The sequence below is a fragment of the Pseudomonas sp. HMWF021 genome (genome assembly GCF_003061005.1).
Lineage (GTDB): Bacteria > Pseudomonadota > Gammaproteobacteria > Pseudomonadales > Pseudomonadaceae > Aquipseudomonas.
Genome location: NZ_QAIK01000149.1, coordinates 1 through 15027, shown reverse-complemented (window position 1 = coordinate 15027; position 15027 = coordinate 1). Strand labels below are relative to the sequence as shown.

The 15027-nt window shown below is 59.6% G+C and carries 20 protein-coding genes and 2 pseudogenes; 6 read left to right on the top strand and 16 right to left on the bottom strand.

Going from position 1 to position 15027, the window contains the following annotated elements; translation table 11 throughout:
• The 3 genes and pseudogenes from DBR18_RS29640 to tsaA all read left to right on the top strand — a co-directional run.
• Positions 1-289: pseudogene (locus DBR18_RS29640) on the top strand (RNA-binding protein); the annotation flags it as partial.
• A 70-nt stretch (positions 290-359) separates the two neighbouring features.
• Positions 360-827, top strand: coding sequence for a DUF1456 family protein (locus DBR18_RS21280; RefSeq protein ID WP_041072212.1), 468 nt, complete (start codon positions 360-362; stop codon positions 825-827).
• A 202-nt stretch (positions 828-1029) separates the two neighbouring features.
• Positions 1030-1728, top strand: coding sequence for a tRNA (N6-threonylcarbamoyladenosine(37)-N6)-methyltransferase TrmO (gene tsaA, locus DBR18_RS21275; RefSeq protein ID WP_108591798.1), 699 nt, complete (start codon positions 1030-1032; stop codon positions 1726-1728).
• Positions 1729-1907: 179 nt separating this feature from the next.
• On the opposite strand, the gene fpr is transcribed toward tsaA, so the two are convergent.
• Positions 1908-2687 (bottom strand): ferredoxin-NADP reductase, encoded by a 780-nt coding sequence (fpr, locus tag DBR18_RS21270; RefSeq protein WP_007908723.1) that lies wholly within the window; start codon positions 2685-2687, stop codon positions 1908-1910.
• 133 nt (positions 2688-2820) lie between these two features.
• Here fpr and DBR18_RS21265 point away from each other — a divergent pair, with 133 nt between their 5' ends.
• Positions 2821-3747, top strand: a complete 927-nt coding sequence (locus DBR18_RS21265) for a LysR family transcriptional regulator (protein WP_025110814.1) — start codon at positions 2821-2823, stop codon at positions 3745-3747.
• Here DBR18_RS21265 and DBR18_RS21260 read toward each other — a convergent pair.
• From DBR18_RS21260 to DBR18_RS21250, 3 genes are all read right to left on the bottom strand, one after another.
• On the bottom strand, positions 3744-4106 hold the full coding sequence (locus DBR18_RS21260; RefSeq protein ID WP_003222276.1) for a diacylglycerol kinase: 363 nt from the start codon (positions 4104-4106) through the stop codon (positions 3744-3746). The two genes, DBR18_RS21265 and DBR18_RS21260, sit on opposite strands and share 4 nt — an antisense overlap.
• A gap of 74 nt (positions 4107-4180) precedes the next feature.
• Positions 4181-4831: a response regulator transcription factor ErdR gene (gene erdR / locus DBR18_RS21255; RefSeq protein WP_108591797.1), complete on the bottom strand. Its 651-nt coding sequence runs from the start codon at positions 4829-4831 to the stop codon at positions 4181-4183.
• 223 nt (positions 4832-5054) lie between these two features.
• Entirely contained in the window at positions 5055-5801 is a 747-nt protein-coding gene (locus DBR18_RS21250; RefSeq protein WP_108591796.1) for a tRNA-uridine aminocarboxypropyltransferase, read from the bottom strand.
• Positions 5802-5990: 189 nt separating this feature from the next.
• Between DBR18_RS21250 and DBR18_RS21245 the strand changes: the two genes are divergently transcribed.
• Positions 5991-6416: a PA3611 family quorum-sensing-regulated virulence factor gene (locus DBR18_RS21245; RefSeq protein ID WP_047601217.1), complete on the top strand. Its 426-nt coding sequence runs from the start codon at positions 5991-5993 to the stop codon at positions 6414-6416.
• A gap of 1 nt (position 6417) precedes the next feature.
• Here DBR18_RS21245 and DBR18_RS21240 read toward each other — a convergent pair whose 3' ends face one another.
• The gene (locus DBR18_RS21240; protein WP_007964369.1) at positions 6418-6612 is read right to left on the bottom strand and encodes a hypothetical protein; all 195 of its coding nucleotides are present in this window, start codon (positions 6610-6612) and stop codon (positions 6418-6420) included.
• Between the two features lie 350 nt (positions 6613-6962).
• On the opposite strand from DBR18_RS21240, the gene DBR18_RS21235 reads away from it, so the two are divergent.
• Positions 6963-8081, top strand: coding sequence for an LOG family protein (locus DBR18_RS21235; protein ID WP_108591795.1), 1119 nt, complete (start codon positions 6963-6965; stop codon positions 8079-8081).
• Positions 8082-8136: 55 nt separating this feature from the next.
• On the opposite strand, the gene recX is transcribed toward DBR18_RS21235, so the two are convergent.
• From recX to DBR18_RS28555, 11 genes and pseudogenes are all read right to left on the bottom strand, one after another.
• Positions 8137-8607, bottom strand: a complete 471-nt coding sequence (gene recX / locus DBR18_RS21230; protein ID WP_108591794.1) for a recombination regulator RecX — start codon at positions 8605-8607, stop codon at positions 8137-8139.
• Between the two features lie 8 nt (positions 8608-8615).
• Positions 8616-9674: a recombinase RecA gene (gene recA / locus DBR18_RS21225; protein WP_003222269.1), complete on the bottom strand. Its 1059-nt coding sequence runs from the start codon at positions 9672-9674 to the stop codon at positions 8616-8618.
• A gap of 83 nt (positions 9675-9757) precedes the next feature.
• A complete protein-coding gene (locus DBR18_RS21220; RefSeq protein ID WP_108591793.1) occupies positions 9758-10258 on the bottom strand; it encodes a CinA family protein in 501 nt (166 codons plus the stop codon).
• 67 nt (positions 10259-10325) lie between these two features.
• Entirely contained in the window at positions 10326-10844 is a 519-nt protein-coding gene (locus tag DBR18_RS21215; RefSeq protein ID WP_108591792.1) for a lysis system i-spanin subunit Rz, read from the bottom strand.
• Positions 10823-11389 (bottom strand): glycoside hydrolase family 19 protein, encoded by a 567-nt coding sequence (locus DBR18_RS21210; RefSeq protein ID WP_108591791.1) that lies wholly within the window; start codon positions 11387-11389, stop codon positions 10823-10825. Before DBR18_RS21210 ends, DBR18_RS21215 begins: the two co-directional genes overlap by 22 nt.
• A gap of 33 nt (positions 11390-11422) precedes the next feature.
• On the bottom strand, positions 11423-11677 hold the full coding sequence (locus DBR18_RS21205; RefSeq protein ID WP_108591790.1) for a hypothetical protein: 255 nt from the start codon (positions 11675-11677) through the stop codon (positions 11423-11425).
• Positions 11677-12834 (bottom strand): hypothetical protein, encoded by a 1158-nt coding sequence (locus DBR18_RS21200; protein ID WP_108591789.1) that lies wholly within the window; start codon positions 12832-12834, stop codon positions 11677-11679. The genes DBR18_RS21205 and DBR18_RS21200 overlap by 1 nt, the downstream gene beginning before the upstream one ends.
• Positions 12835-12852: 18 nt before the next feature.
• Positions 12853-13299 carry a phage tail assembly chaperone gene (locus tag DBR18_RS21195; protein ID WP_108591788.1) on the bottom strand — a complete coding sequence of 149 codons (447 nt, stop codon included), beginning with the start codon at positions 13297-13299 and terminating at the stop codon, positions 12853-12855.
• Positions 13300-14187: a phage tail protein gene (locus DBR18_RS21190; protein ID WP_108591787.1), complete on the bottom strand. Its 888-nt coding sequence runs from the start codon at positions 14185-14187 to the stop codon at positions 13300-13302.
• The gene (locus tag DBR18_RS21185; RefSeq protein WP_108591786.1) at positions 14187-14660 is read right to left on the bottom strand and encodes a phage tail assembly chaperone; all 474 of its coding nucleotides are present in this window, start codon (positions 14658-14660) and stop codon (positions 14187-14189) included. The genes DBR18_RS21190 and DBR18_RS21185 overlap by 1 nt, the downstream gene beginning before the upstream one ends.
• Positions 14660-15027: pseudogene (locus DBR18_RS28555) on the bottom strand (hypothetical protein); the annotation flags it as partial. The gene DBR18_RS21185 and the pseudogene DBR18_RS28555, both read right to left, overlap by 1 nt.

Here is a 15027-nt window from a genome sequence, read left to right as displayed (position 1 = left end):
GGAATACGTGGTCGAAGTCGAAGGCGACATGGTTGCTCACGGCCTTAACCGCCTGCAGCACGGCCTCACGCACAAGGGCAAGGAACTGCCGCCGGTCAAGGCCAGCTGGCAGAACGAAAACCGCCTGCGCTTCGCCATGAAGAACCCGCAGCCGAGAATCATCGCCCAGTTCTGCGAAGCGGTTGGCCTGAAGGTCATCGGTATTCGTCGCATCCGCATCGGCGGTGTGTCGATCGGCAAGGTCCCGGTCGGCCAATGGCGCTACCTGTCCGGCAAAGAGAAGTTCTGACGCCTCTGTTGCCCCCACATTCCGGCAGCGTGCCCGCGCGTTGCCCACAACGATTATCAGGATTACCCACATGATTCATAACGACGTACTGCGTAGCGTGCGCTACATGCTCGACATCAGCGACAAGAAAGTCATCGAGATCATCAAGCTCGGCGGCCTGGACGTGGAGTTGAAGGATGTCGTCGCGTACCTCGACAAGAAAGAAGAAGACGAAGAGGGTTTCGTGCGCTGCCCGGACGAAGTCATGGCGCACTTCCTCGACGGTCTGGTGATCTTCAAGCGCGGCAAGGACGAAAGCCGTCCGCCGCAACCGATCGAAGTGCCGGTGACCAACAACATCATCCTGAAAAAGCTGCGCGTGGCCTTCGAACTCAAAGAAGACGACATGCACGCGATCCTCAAGGCTGCCGAATTCCCGGTGTCCAAGCCTGAGCTGAGCGCACTGTTCCGCAAGGTCGGCCACACCAACTACCGTCCGTGCGGCGACCAGTTGCTGCGCAACTTCCTCAAGGGCCTGACCCTGCGCGTTCGCGGCTGATCTGCAGCGCAAGCTCTGAATCGGCGGCGCGGCCTTCGCGGGCAAGCCCGTTCCCACAGGTTTTGTGACGGACACAAAATCTGATTTCAACTGAAATCCCTGTGGGAGCGGGCTCGCCCGCGAAGGCGTCGGCCCGGTCAACACCCGCCCTGAACCCCTCCGGGTTATCATCCCCACCCTGCCCCCGCCTCGACTCCAGACCATGACCTACAACGTCTCCCCTATCGGCTTCGTGCGCTCCTGCTTCAAGGAGAAGTTCGCCATCCCGCGCCAGCCGCAACTGGCCCCCGCTGCCCGTGGCGTGCTGGAGCTGGTAGCGCCGTTCGATCAGGGTGATGCCGTGCAAGGCCTGGAGCAGGTCAGCCATGTCTGGCTGCTGTTCCTGTTTCATCAGGCGCTGGAAGAAAAACCACGGCTGAAGGTCCGCCCGCCACGTTTGGGCGGCAACAAGTCAATGGGGGTATTCGCCACCCGCGCGACGCACCGGCCCAATGGCATCGGGCAGTCGGTGGTGAAGCTGGACAAGGTTGAGGCCAATCGGCTGTTCATTTCGGGGATCGATTTGCTCGACGGCACGCCGATTCTCGACATCAAACCTTATGTGCCTTACGCCGATATCATCCCCGAAGCCTCCAACAGCATCGCCAGTGCCGCGCCGCATCTGATCGACGTGCAGTGGACGGACGCCGCGCTGCAACAGGCGCACGGGCATGCTCAGCGCCTTGGCGAGCCTTTGGTCGAGTTGATCGAGCAGTGCCTGGCGCAGGATCCGCGCCCGGCGTATCAGACGCCGGCGCCGGAGCGCGAGTACGGTGCGCAGTTCTGGGATCTGGACGTGCGCTGGCATTACCCGACGCCGGAGCAGATTCGCGTGCTGGAAGTCATCCCCGCCACAACTTGAAACACATGCCCCATGTAGGAGCTGCCGAAGGCTGCGATCTTTTGATCTTGCCTTTTTAAGATCAAAAGATCGCAGCCTGCGGCAGCTCCTACATGGATTCACGCAGGCAGGAAGGAAATATTTCGGGCATAAAAAAGCCCCCATTGCCTGCATAGGCAATGGGGGCTTTTTCGTGGGGCTTACTTCTCGACGAACGCACGCTCGATCAGGTAGTCACCTGGCTCGCGCATCCGCGCCGAGATCTTCAGGCCGAAGCTGTCGAGCACTTCGCTGGTCTCGTCGAGCATGCTCGGGCTGCCGCAGATCATCGCGCGGTCGTCCTGCGGATTGATCGGTGGCAGACCGATGTCGCTGAACAGCTTGCCGCTGCGCATCAGGTCGGTCAGACGGCCCTGGTTCTCGAACGGCTCGCGGGTCACGGTCGGGTAGTAGATCAGCTTGTCACGCAGCGCTTCACCGAAGAACTCGTTCTGCGGCAGGTGCTCGGTGATGAATTCGCGGTAGGCGACTTCGTTGACGTAGCGCACGCCGTGCACCAGGATCACTTTTTCGAAGCGCTCGTAGGTTTCCGGGTCCTGGATCACGCTCATGAACGGCGCAAGACCGGTGCCGGTGCTCAGCAGATACAGGTGCTTGCCCGGGTTCAGGTCATCCAGTACCAGGGTGCCGGTAGGCTTTTTCGAGATGATGATCTCGTCGCCTTCCTTCAGGTGCTGCAACTGGGAGGTCAACGGACCGTCCTGCACCTTGATGCTGAAGAACTCGAGATGCTCTTCCCAGTTCGGGCTGGCGATCGAGTAAGCGCGCATAAGCGGGCGGCCGTTGGGCTGTTGCAGGCCGATCATCACGAACTGACCGTTCTCGAAGCGCAGGCCCGGATCGCGGGTGCACTTGAAGCTGAACAGAGTGTCGTTCCAGTGGTGAACACTGAGGACACGCTCGTGGTTCATGTTGCTCATGTACGTGGGACTCCTGGATATTGGGTCTGCGCTCGCCTTTGCGGCCGACAGTGCGCAATTGCATCGCATTCTAATAGCGACGACAATATCTGTTAACTGGATTATTAAGATAAGGGTTATCGGTTATATCGATATGCGATTTACTCTTCGTCAACTGCAAGTCTTCGTCGCCGTCGCCCAGCAGGAAAGCGTATCCCGTGCTGCGGGTCTGCTCAACCTCTCGCAGTCGGCGGCAAGCACTTCGATCACTGAACTGGAGCGCCAGTCCAGCTGCCAGCTGTTCGACCGTGCCGGCAAACGCCTGAGCCTCAACGCCCTCGGCAAGCAGCTGTTGCCGCAAGCGGTGGCCCTGCTCGACCAGTCCAAGGAAATCGAAGACCTGCTCAACGGCAAATCCGGTTTTGGCTCACTGTCGGTGGGTGCCACCCTGACCATCGGCAATTACCTGGCGACTCTGTTGATCGGCGGCTTCATGCAGCGCCATCCGGAAAGCCAGGTGAAGCTGCATGTACAGAACACTGCCAATATCGTGCATCAAGTGGCCCATTATGAAATTGATCTGGGTCTAATCGAAGGCGACTGCAGCCACCCGGATATCGAAGTGCAGAGCTGGGTCGAGGATGAGCTGGTGGTGTTTTGCGCGCCGCAACATCCGCTGGCCAAACGCGGCAGTGCGACCATGGAAGAGCTGACCCACGAGGCGTGGATCCTGCGTGAACAAGGCTCCGGCACACGGCTGACCTTCGATCAGGCCATGCGGCATCATCGCAGTGCGCTGAATATTCGTCTGGAGCTGGAACACACCGAAGCGATCAAGCGCGCGGTGGAATCGGGATTGGGGATTGGCTGTATTTCGCGGCTGGCACTGCGTGATGCTTTTCGACGCGGCAGCCTGGTGGCGGTGGAAACCCCGGATCTGGATCTGTCCCGACAGTTCTACTTCATCTGGCACAAGCAGAAATATCAGACGTCGGCCATGCGCGAGTTTCTCGACCTGTGCCGCGCTTTCACCGCCGGGGTGCAGCGCAGCGACGAGATCGTCTTGCCGAGTATCGCTTAAAGCAGAATCACTGCCCACACCAGAGCAATCATGCTCAGGGCCACGAATTGCGCGGCGCTGCCCATGTCCTTGGCGTTCTTCGACAGCGGGTGCAGTTCCAGCGAAATGCGGTCAATGGCCGCTTCTACCGCCGAGTTCAGCAGCTCGACGATCAATGCCAGCAGGCACACGGCGATCAGTAGCGCCTGTTCGACGCGGCTGACGTTCAGGAAGAACGTCAACGGAATCAGCACCACATTGAGCAGCACCAGTTGGCGGAACGCTGCTTCGCCGGTGAAGGCGGCACGCAGGCCGTCCAGCGAGTAACCGGAAGCGTTGAGGATGCGTTTCAGGCCGGTCTGGCCCTTGAAAGGTGACATAAAGTAAAAACCAACCAGAAAGGAGTGGGAAAGCTAGAGCAACAAAAGTCAAAAAAGCGTGAAGACGCCAGCCTTTATTGGCTCGGAATTGACTCAAGTTGTTGCAGAAGTAAAGCTGCCTGCGTTCGGGTGCGCACGTTCAACTTGCGAAAGATCGCCGTGACGTGGGCCTTGATGGTCGCTTCGGATACGTTCAGCTCATAGGCAATCTGCTTGTTCAGCAAGCCTTCACAGACCATGGTCAGTACGCGGAACTGCTGCGGCGTCAGGCTGGCGAGGCCGTCGCTGGCGGCCTTGGCCTCGTCAGAGACACTCACCGCTTCGAACGCCTGCGGTGGCCAGAACACATCGCCATCGAGCACTTTGCGTACCGCTTCCTGAATCACTTGCAGATCGCTGGACTTGGGAATGAAGCCACTGGCACCGAATTCCCGGGACTTGACCATGACTGACGCTTCTTCCTGCGCCGAGACCATCACCACCGGAATCTGCGGGTATTGCCCTCTCAGCATGACCAACCCGGAAAACCCGAAAGCCCCGGGCATGTTCAGGTCCAGCAGAACCAGATCCCAGTCAGCCTTCTCGGTCAGGCGTGCTTCCAGTTCAGCAATGCTCGCCACCTCCACCAGTCGTACGTCCGGGCCAAGGCCCAGGGTCACCGCTTGGTGCAGTGCGCTACGAAACAGAGGGTGATCATCGGCAATCAGGATGTCGTATGTGGCCATTTTTCAAATGATCCTGTTTTTGATGGCAGATCCGACGCGTTCGGGCCTTACCAAAGCAACTCAAGATACCGCCGGGCAGCGGCATCCACAGGGGCACGTTCAACGCCAAACTCTTGCAAACACGGCGTTTCAAACCTTGGCCGCACCCTAATCGGCGCCAAGCATGCCCAGCGAAGCCGGGGTGGTCAAGCAGCACGGCCGCCGCTGGGTGAAGTATGGGCCACTATGGGGCCAACACCGCTTGCGGCTTTCGTATATAAGGCAGCAACTCGGCATGGGCCGCCGTCGACTCGTTGAGGTCCAGCTGCTGTTTGGCGCCCAGATAATGCTGGCTGAACACATCGAAATAGGCGTCCAGTGCCGACGCGGCGTCGCTGTCACCGGCCAGTTCCAGGCACAACGCCGCCACTTCGGCGGTGCACAGATGCTCGCTGCGGGTGGAACGGCGCAGGCGATAGCGCGAAAGTCTGTCGGGCAGCAGGCTGAGAATCGGCAAGCGGTCGAAGTACGGACTCTTGCGGAAGATCTTGCGCGCTTCGGTCCAGGTCGCGTCCAGCAGAATGAACAGCGGCCGCTTGCTGCTATCGAGTGCGACGGTGTTGGTCACTCGCGACGGCTCGACGTATTCACCGGGAAACACCAGGTACGGTTGCCATTGCGGATCGTTGAGCAACGCCAGCATTTGCGGATCGGGTTCGGTGCGGGACCAGATGAATGCATGGTTGTCGCGCACCACGTCGGCAATCAGCCAGCCAGTGTTGCTCGGCTTGAACACTTCCTTGCCGGTCATGATCAGGCATACGCCGGAACGGGTGTCGACCGTCGGGCGCCAGGCGCACAGGCAATGGCTGATGATCACCCGACAGTCGCGGCAACGCTCGGAGCGAAACCCCCGGGCCTGAATCGGTTTGATACCTTCATCTTCGCGTTGGTCGCGCAGGCGGGCGACGGCGTTGGGGGCGTGATTCATTGCAGGCAGCGCCCGAAGGCAGGAAAACTCGACACGAACATCACTCGGCAGGGCAATAAAGGCCGCCAGTTTATCAGAGCGACGGGCACAAGCCTGTACCGTCCAGACCAGCTCCCCTATAATTCGCCGCCACTGAACGCACAGCCACGGGGCTGGTCGAACCACCAGTCACTGAATCAGGAGAGTTTCATGCTGCGCCTTATCGTTCCTACCGCGGCCATCGCATTGGCGTTGTCCTTCAGCGCACAGGCTGCGTCCCTGAAAGAGCAGAACCTGAACCGAGAACTGCGCAACATTGCAGAACAAAGCAGCGTCGGCACGCCACGGGCGATCAACGAAGACATTCTCGATCAGGGTTATACCGTTGAGGGCGTTACCCTGATCAATCACCTGAGCGTGCAGGCAAGCCACGCGGAAAAGATGCGCGCAGACCCCAAAGCCGTGTATTTCCAGCTGGGTGCTTCGGTGTGCAATAACCCGTCGTACCGCAAGCTGATGGCCAAGGGCGCGATCATGCGTTACGACTTCAGTGAATATAAAACCAACAAGGCCATCGGCTCGGCCAGCTATCAGGATTCCGATTGCCCGAAAGCGGCCCCGGCCAAGAAGAAGTAAATCAACCGGTATTGGCGCGCCGCTGTTCATCCTCGGCGCGCAACTCGGCCACCAGCGCCTGCAAGTAGCGAGAGCGTCGCTCTCCCCCCGCCAACCGACGGCAGCACTCCTCTTCGAGACTCACTTGATTGGTCTCGGCTGACGCTTTCAACATCCGATACAGCTGCGTATCGATCTCCAGAACCACTCTGGCCATCTATCCCGCCTCCTTGCCACCCGCGAATCCTTTAAAAGCATGCGCCTTGCGTACGTTCACTGACGCAAAGCTGTCGTACGGCGCCTGTAAGTTAGTAAATCAGAGCGCCCGGCGTTCGGTAGACGTTCGGACGAGCGGCGAATGGCCATACCCATCGCCAATCTTCGGTTGCCAGAAAAGTCCTCGTGGCGTAATGATCAACTCAGCGCAATCGCGCGCAAGGGTCTAGATTCAAAGTATTCCCGCCCACCTGTTCACGGCAGAAAAAGGAGCTGCCGGATGCGTTATTTGCAGCGCGGCACTGACGCCGCACGTCAGGGCCACAAGCTCTGTGCAGAAGGAGACGTCGAATGCCTTACCAACCGAATGACCTGCTCAGCCGTCATTTTCAGGAAAACGGTCCCGACCTGATCAGCAAGGTCGAAGAACAACTCAGCCAGGTTTCCCCCAACAGCCCGAACCTGCCAATTTATCGCGACATGATCCTGACCGTGCTGCGCATGGCCCAGGAAGATCACAACCGCTGGAACGCCAAAATCACCCTGCAAGCCTTGCGCGAACTGGAGCAGGCATTCCGGGTGCTGGAACAGTTCAAGGGACGACGCAAAGTCACCGTGTTCGGCTCGGCGCGCACGCCGGTCGAACATCCACTGTACGCAATGGCCCGGGAACTCGGCGCCGCCCTGACGCGCTCGGACATGATGGTCATCACCGGTGCCGGTGGCGGGATCATGGCTGCAGCGCATGAAGGTGCCGGGCGCGACCATAGCCTCGGGTTCAATATCACCCTGCCCTTCGAGCAACATGCCAACCCGACGGTGGACGGCACGGGCAATCTGCTGCCGTTCCACTTTTTCTTCACTCGCAAACTGTTCTTCGTCAAGGAAGCCGATGCGCTGGTGCTGTGTCCGGGCGGATTCGGCACCCTGGACGAAGCTCTGGAGGTGCTGACACTGATCCAGACCGGAAAAAGCCCATTGGTGCCGGTGGTGTTGCTGGATATGCCCGGCGGAACGTTCTGGCAAGGCGCACTGGATTTCATCCGCCAGCAACTGGAGGAAAACCGCTACATCCTGCCCACCGACCTGCAACTGATGCGACTGGTCTACAGCGTTGATGAGGCGGTGGAACTGATCAATCAGTTCTACAGCAACTTTCACTCCAGTCGCTGGCTCAAGCGCCAGTTCGTGATCCGTATGCATCACAAGCTCAGCGACCAGGCCCTGGAGCATATGCAGCAAGCGTTTGCCGATCTGTGCCTGAGTGACCAGTTCCATCAACACGCTTACAGCGGCGAGGAACATGACGAAGCGCAGTACAGCCACCTGGTGCGCCTGGCCTTCGCGTTCAATGCCCGGGATCATGGTCGTCTCAGGGAGTTGGTGGACTACATCAACCTCCCGGAAAACTGGGCACACACCAAACCTCAGACCACACAGCGCGCTCGTGAGCCATCGAAGGTAATTTGAAGGCAAAAAAAAACGGCCCGCTATTTTCATAGCGGGCCGTTTTCATTGAATTGTCTTAATCGTCCATCCCTCTGCCGCTGAACAAGCGGTTGATCATCTCCATCGAAAAGCCCCGATAAGCGAGGAAGCGGCCCTGTTTGGCGCGTTCCTTGGCATCAATTGGCAAATGTCCGGAGAACTTGCGCTGCCAGGTATCCCGAAGCTGCTCCTGCCAGTCGATACCACTTTCACGCAGGGCGACTTCGATATCGGCCCGTTGCAAACCGCGCTGGCCCAACTCTTCGCGAATACGCAAAGGGCCATATCCGGAACGGGCACGGTAGGAAACAAAGCTTTCAAGGTAACGGGCTTCGGACAGCAGCCCCTCTTCCGTCAACCGGTCGAGGGCTGTTTCGATCATTTCCGCCTCAGCACCGCGCTGACGCAGCTTGCGCGTCAGCTCGACTCGACCGTGCTCGCGTCGAGCGAGCAGGTCCATGGCAGTTCGCCGCACCGCGACGAGGGTATCGAGTACGGCGGTGGTCATCGCTGCGATCAGATATCAGCGTCAGCCAGGTCGTCTTCGGTCTCTTTGACCGCAGAGGCCTTGGAGTCCGCGATCACCGCTGGCGACAGCAGTTTGTCACGCAGCTGCTTCTCGAGCTTGGCAGCGACTTCCGGGTTGTCTGCCAGGAACTTGGCCGAGTTGGCCTTGCCCTGACCGATCTTGGTGCCTTCATAGGCGTACCAGGCGCCGGATTTCTCGACGAAGCCGTGCAGCACGCCCAGGTCGATCATCTCGCCATTGAGGTAGATGCCCTTGCCGTAAAGAATCTGGAACTCGGCCTGACGGAACGGCGAAGCCACCTTGTTCTTCACAACCTTGACGCGGGTTTCGCTGCCGACCACTTCATCGCCTTCCTTCACCGCGCCGGTACGGCGGATGTCGAGACGGACCGAAGCGTAGAACTTCAGCGCGTTACCACCGGTGGTGGTTTCCGGGCTGCCGAACATCACGCCGATCTTCATGCGGATCTGGTTGATGAAGATCACCAGGCAGTTGGCGTTCTTGATGTTACCGGTGATTTTACGCAGCGCCTGGGACATCAGACGGGCTTGCAGGCCCACGTGCATGTCACCCATTTCGCCTTCGATTTCAGCCTTCGGTACCAGAGCGGCTACGGAGTCGACGATGATCACGTCAACGGCGTTGGAGCGCACCAGCATGTCGGTGATTTCCAGTGCCTGTTCGCCAGTGTCCGGCTGGGAAACCAGCAGGTCGTCGACGTTGACGCCCAGCTTGCCGGCGTACTCAGGGTCGAGGGCGTGTTCGGCGTCGACGAAGGCGCAGGTCGCGCCGGCTTTTTGAGCCTGGGCGATCACGGACAGCGTCAGTGTGGTTTTACCGGAAGATTCAGGACCGTAGATTTCAACGATACGGCCTTTTGGCAGACCGCCGATGCCGAGTGCGATGTCCAGACCCAGAGAGCCGGTGGAAATGGCCGGGATCGCCTGACGGTCCTGATCGCCCATACGCATTACGGCACCCTTGCCGAATTGACGTTCGATCTGACCCAGGGCCGCAGCCAAGGCTTTCTTCTTGTTGTCGTCCATTAAAGTCCTCACGTAATCAATAAGGCCTGACGGCCAACACCTGTATAAGTAGCCAGTATTATTCCACAGCGTTCGCGGATCGCCTACCCCTGATTTTCGATTTCTCGTGCCGCTAGTCGCAACAGCCCCTCTAGCGCGGCCTTCACCGTTTGTCGGCGCACTTCGTCGCGGTTGCCGGGGAAGTGCTGAACCTCGCTGGAAACCGCATCGCCCACGCCCCAGGCCAGCCACACGGTGCCCACCGGTTTGTTCGGTGTGCCGCCGTCGGGCCCGGCTACGCCACTGACCGCCACGGCAAACCGCGCCAGGCTGTGCTTCTGCGCGCCCCGCACCATCGACTCGACCACCTCGCTGCTGACCGCCCCCACCGTGTCGAACAATTCGGCGGGTACGTTCAGTTGCCGGGTTTTCTGCCGGTTGGAGTAGGTTACATAGCCGGCCTCGAACCACGCCGAGCTGCCCGGAATCCGCGTGATCGCTTCGGCGATGCCGCCACCGGTGCAGGATTCGGCGGTAGTGACGTGGGCATTGAGCAGTTGCAGACGTCTGCCCAGTTCGGCGGCCAATTGAGTGATCTCTTTCACGGCGTGCTCCGGATCGTTTGGAATGCCTCCACCGTACACGACCCGGTTGCGCTTTCAATACACAGACTCATTCAAAATGTTCGGCCGCCAGCGCTCTGACATAGGCCTGACAGGCCTGCAAGGCAATCAGTCCGCGGTCGCCGGTGTCGGTGATGGCGATAATTCGTTGAGCATGCGCCGGGTCAAGTCGGGCGCGTACGGCTGCATGATCCATGCTGCCGGAGCCGGCGGTGGCTGGCACCCCGCAGCCTTGGGCAGCGTCACCGGCATCGATGAGGACTGACAGGCGCAGATCAGCAGTGGCAAGACGATCGCGCAGGCGATCCTGATCACGTTGGGCATCACTGAGTGCTCGATAGTGGGTCTGTTCGCTGGTCGCGAGCCGTTGCTCCAGCGCCAGACGTTTGTCCTGCTCGGCCTGCTGCGCGGTGGCGGCAGCCGAAGTCAGTTGATTGAGGGTGTCGGCGTGCAGCCGGGCCTGCACGGCCAGTTGTCGCCCGTAGCGCCAGTCCTGAAACTGCCAGGCAAGCGCGGCGGCCAGTGCAGCCAGCAACAAAAAGCCGATCAAACGCCAGGAGATGGGCATAGCACCGCCCTCGCCCGCGTCCAGATATCCAGCCGATCCTGCAAGCCATTCAACCCGCCGTTGATCCGCCGGGTGATGCTGTTGAACTGGTCGCGATCAGCCAGTTCATTCAAGCCGTTCTGTTCCCAGAACCACGCAGCAGATTCGGCCGCCCATTGCGGTTGCTCAAGCAATTCCGGCAAGGACAGCAGACGCTCATCGCCGAACAGGCCAAGACTGCACTGGCGATAGTTGCTGCGCCCGGTGATCTGGATCAGCCCGCGCCCACGGTACTTCTGCCCGTCGCCGTCCGCCTCAGGTGTATTGCCCAGACGCAGCGCCAGCGTGCCGGTGTCGTATTTGCTCAGGTACTGGTTATTGCCCAGTTCACGCACGTACTGCAACTGCCCCGACTCGTGGCCGATTTGCGCGAGGAACGCAGCGATGCGTTTTGGCGTGTCGATATGGCGGCGAGTCATTGCGTTATTCAGTGCAGAAACAAAAACGCCCGCTTGGGAGCGGGCGTTGGGCATGATGGTTTTAAGGTTGTCTTCAGTTATTTGCATGATGCGTAATCCTCCCTGGAGGCTTCGATTGAATCATGGTTGGCGAGCAACGGCCCCCAGCCATTTTTTTGCCAGAGTTGTCAGGGTGTTGTTCGGGGGCGCGACTTCGGGGGCCGTGAACACCCAGCCGAGAGTGCCGAAGTTCGCGCTCCAGTCGATTTGCGGTGTCGGTGTCACGTCGGTGATGTCGACCCACAGCAGATCCGGATGGAACATCTCGGCCATGTTGCCGCCGGTGGAGAACAGCTCGACCACAGTGTTATTGACGATACGTGCGTAGGTTTTCATCAGGCGTACTCGTAAATGATCACAACGCCCGGCGCCCCTGCTCCGCCTGGATAACCTGGCTGGCTGGGGCCATTGGCGATACCACCCGCTCCGGAGCCATAGCCGCTGCCCGATGCTGCACCCGAACCAGCGCCTCTACCAGCGCCGCCACTGCCTAGCGGTGAACTCCCGCCATGACCCGCAAGAATTGAACCATTGACATTGATTCCCGGGCTTCCCGCAGCTCCACCGCTGTTGATGATGTTGCCTCCGGTTGCGTTGATGCCTGGCGTACCTCCCACGAATAGACCGAAGCCGGCAACCGCGATCGTTTCAAAACGGGATGATCCGTTCCCCCCAGGAGCGGATACCAGAGAGCCGACAGAACTTGTTCCACCAGGCCCACCGCTCACGCCAATGGCTCCCGGTGTGCCACCGACGCCTACCGTGATGACCTGACTGCTTCCAACAGGCACCGATGAAATCCATGACTCAGCATAACTGCCCGAGGCCCCTCCCCCCGCAAGCGAAGTTTCGTTTGCGCTCGTAGCTGCAACTCCGGCACTCCCGCCACCACCACCCACTACTTTGACCAGCACATTCCTCATCCCCACCGTCGGCACATAAGTGCCAGACGAGGTAAACGTCTTCACTCCCAATAACCGTCCACTCGCTGCACCAGCACCGCTTGCATACACCAGTACCCAACTGTCCAGCGCCGCGCTGTACACCACCGAACACACACTACCGGCGACAATCTCGGCAGGCCGCAACGCACTCAGCGCCAGGCTCACCAATGGCTTGGGCAGCAAGCCATTGGGCGCAAACGTACTCGCCCCGGTATTGGCATTGCCAGCGGTAAAGCGCAACGCCAGACCGTCCTTCAATGTAGCGATGGCAGGCACGTAATTGGCCATGTACAGATTGGCTGCCCCGATGTCCGCAGCATGCTTGTCTTCACCGGCCTGACTGATTTTTTTCAGCGCCTGCAACAGTTGCGTGGCATCGGTTTCGCTGGGTTCAAGACCCGCAGATTTGACGACATTCAACAGCTCATCGGTGACGCTGTTGCCCCAGGTTGCCGGGATCAGCGATCCGGGCAGGCCGGCGACGGCATCTTCATTGACGAACTTGCCGTTCACCAGCCCGACGCTGGGAACGCTTTTTGGATAGTCCATTTCAACTTCCCTGATGAGTTACAGCGCAGCAGCCAGCCACCTCGGCGCTACCGGCCGGTGCTCGCTGAACGGAAAAAACGAACCTTGCGGCCAGTCTCGCAACTCACGGCGATAGGTTTGCAGTTCGGCGTATTGCTCAGTGGTCAATGTAGTGCCGCCGCCGTCCTCGAGTTCATCGCGGTCACGTGCCACCAGACCGTCGGTGGCAGACAGTTGCGCCGTACGCCATGAGCGCTCGATATCAGCCGCTTCATCGGGTGAAGGAGGTGGGGGATCGACCAGGATCGGATAGCCATTATCCGCTCGCACACCGATCACTTTCGAGGTGACAGCCATTTGCTGCAGCAGCGAGATCCAGTAGCCCTGGGGAATTTCGACAACGTCGTCGGGAATGTCCGTTGAATTGATACCCGGCACATACGCGCCCAAAGTGCTGGCGCTGAACAAAACATTGAAGGTGTTCATTCAATAGCCCTTTACAAAATAATTTACGGTGCAATTGCCGGCCAGAGCGCCGGACGCATCGCGAATTTTCAGCGTGCACCCCACTTGGCTGACGGCAATCAATGCGACCATTGCTACATCGCCTCCCGCATGGGTGGCCACAAGAGAGAAATAGCCCCTCGGGAATGGAACCGGGAATGTCACGTTGACGATGCCGGCGGCATTCGACAGTCCCGAGCCCCACTGATCGATATTTCCACTGGCGTGTTTCTGATATCCGGGGTTATTCACCAGTCCGGAAAACAGTGCGGCATATTTCAGGCTGGCGGTCCCGTGAACTATCCAGATGCCGTTCTCCCTGACGACATTGGCACTCTCGCCGCTGTTCATCACAATCGACGTCAAATAGGCGCCCTGCGGGCTTATTTGGCTACCGCTCGTGCAGGCGATGGTAATCGCGGCATTACTGCGGCAGTGAAAGGTGATCGCTGCACCGTTGGGAACCGTGGCGATATCCGGTAGTGTCACGGTGTACGCCGAGTTCCCTCCCAGACCGATCGCCCATCCCGCATCCGCCGCCGTCAGTTGCGTCGCGGCAGATACGCCACGCGCTCCGGCATAGTTACCCAGAGCGCGCTGAACGAACTCGGACGTTGCCGCCGAGCGGCTGACATCGAATGGCGCAGCCGTCTGGAACAATTGATTGCTGCGCAGGGCGCCGAGCAGTTGAGTATTCGACGCCTCACTCGGCGTCAGTCCACCGGCCCGCACTACGCCGAGAATCTCTTGGGTAACGCCGTTGCCCCAACTTGCCGGAATCAATGAACCCGGCGAGCCGTTTAGCGGGTCTTCATCGACAAACTTGCCGTTCACCAGCCCGGCGCTGGGAACACTATTTGGGTAATCCATTATTTTTCTCCTGCTCTGCAAGTGAGCCAAGTCGGGGCCAAAGGCCGGGAAACTGTCGAGGGAAATTGACTTGAATCAGGCCAATCGCGCAGCGCCTGGCGGTACTCAAGAAGCTCCAGATACTGCGCAGCCTTGAGCGTCGTCCCGCGCCCCAGCTCTTGCTCGTCACGATGCCGCGTCACCCACCATTCGGTGGCCGACAGACTGGACTGGCGCCAAAGCCGCGCTGCCGCCAGAGGGTCTTGCTCGTCGGGGACTGTTTCAGGGGTAATGACCGGACTGCTCGTAACAGGCAACGGCGCAATCTCCTGACGCAGTTCACCGACGGGCGCGCCGATTTCGATCTGCATACCGTCCGGCAACTGCACCATCGTCTCGACGAAAGCGGGGGCAAACAGTTGGGTGATCGCGTAGTCGCCGGTGTCGATCAGTTCGACCGCGACGCCGTTTTCCACTCGTGCATAACGGGCCATTATTCGTACTCCCAGATTTCACAGAAGGCGTTGCCGCCAGCGCCACCAGCGAACGAATTCGTAGGATGCGACGAACAGGAGCCACTGCCTCCTGAGCCTCGAATACCCGCAACACCCGGGTTGTTTACCCCCTTGTACGGGGCGCCGCCGTCGAACGGGCTTGCGGCGCCACCACCGGAGAGCATTCCCCAATTGCCGTTGAACATTGCGTAGCCGCCGGTGTTGCCACGTGCGTTGGCAAGATTGCCGCCCACCGCGTCTTGGCCTCCGAGTCCACCCTGAACGTACCCTGAGGCTGAAGTTGACGTATCAATATTCAGGATCTGTGCACCGCCCCCGCCGCCCACGCTCATGTATGAGCCGAAGG

Excerpts from the sequence above, each read along its gene's own strand:
- DBR18_RS21205 (WP_108591790.1), bottom strand. The coding sequence starts at position 11,677 with ATGAAAACCTACGCACGTATCGTCAATAACACTGTGGTCGAGCTGTTC.
- tsaA (WP_108591798.1), top strand. The coding sequence starts at position 1,030 with ATGACCTACAACGTCTCCCCTATCGGCTTCGTGCGCTCCTGCTTCAAG.
- DBR18_RS21260 (WP_003222276.1), bottom strand. The coding sequence starts at position 4,106 with ATGTCACCTTTCAAGGGCCAGACCGGCCTGAAACGCATCCTCAACGCT.
- erdR (WP_108591797.1), bottom strand. The coding sequence starts at position 4,831 with ATGGCCACATACGACATCCTGATTGCCGATGATCACCCTCTGTTTCGT.
- fpr (WP_007908723.1), bottom strand. The coding sequence starts at position 2,687 with ATGAGCAACATGAACCACGAGCGTGTCCTCAGTGTTCACCACTGGAAC.
- DBR18_RS21190 (WP_108591787.1), bottom strand. The coding sequence starts at position 14,187 with ATGGATTACCCAAATAGTGTTCCCAGCGCCGGGCTGGTGAACGGCAAG.
- DBR18_RS21200 (WP_108591789.1), bottom strand. The coding sequence starts at position 12,834 with ATGGACTATCCAAAAAGCGTTCCCAGCGTCGGGCTGGTGAACGGCAAG.
- recX (WP_108591794.1), bottom strand. The coding sequence starts at position 8,607 with ATGACCACCGCCGTACTCGATACCCTCGTCGCGGTGCGGCGAACTGCC.
- DBR18_RS21240 (WP_007964369.1), bottom strand. The coding sequence starts at position 6,612 with ATGGCCAGAGTGGTTCTGGAGATCGATACGCAGCTGTATCGGATGTTG.
- DBR18_RS21250 (WP_108591796.1), bottom strand. The coding sequence starts at position 5,801 with ATGAATCACGCCCCCAACGCCGTCGCCCGCCTGCGCGACCAACGCGAA.
- DBR18_RS21265 (WP_025110814.1), top strand. The coding sequence starts at position 2,821 with ATGCGATTTACTCTTCGTCAACTGCAAGTCTTCGTCGCCGTCGCCCAG.
- DBR18_RS21210 (WP_108591791.1), bottom strand. The coding sequence starts at position 11,389 with ATGCAAATAACTGAAGACAACCTTAAAACCATCATGCCCAACGCCCGC.
- DBR18_RS21185 (WP_108591786.1), bottom strand. The coding sequence starts at position 14,660 with ATGGCCCGTTATGCACGAGTGGAAAACGGCGTCGCGGTCGAACTGATC.
- DBR18_RS21235 (WP_108591795.1), top strand. The coding sequence starts at position 6,963 with ATGCCTTACCAACCGAATGACCTGCTCAGCCGTCATTTTCAGGAAAAC.
- DBR18_RS21215 (WP_108591792.1), bottom strand. The coding sequence starts at position 10,844 with ATGCCCATCTCCTGGCGTTTGATCGGCTTTTTGTTGCTGGCTGCACTG.
- DBR18_RS21195 (WP_108591788.1), bottom strand. The coding sequence starts at position 13,299 with ATGAACACCTTCAATGTTTTGTTCAGCGCCAGCACTTTGGGCGCGTAT.
- DBR18_RS21280 (WP_041072212.1), top strand. The coding sequence starts at position 360 with ATGATTCATAACGACGTACTGCGTAGCGTGCGCTACATGCTCGACATC.
- DBR18_RS21245 (WP_047601217.1), top strand. The coding sequence starts at position 5,991 with ATGCTGCGCCTTATCGTTCCTACCGCGGCCATCGCATTGGCGTTGTCC.
- recA (WP_003222269.1), bottom strand. The coding sequence starts at position 9,674 with ATGGACGACAACAAGAAGAAAGCCTTGGCTGCGGCCCTGGGTCAGATC.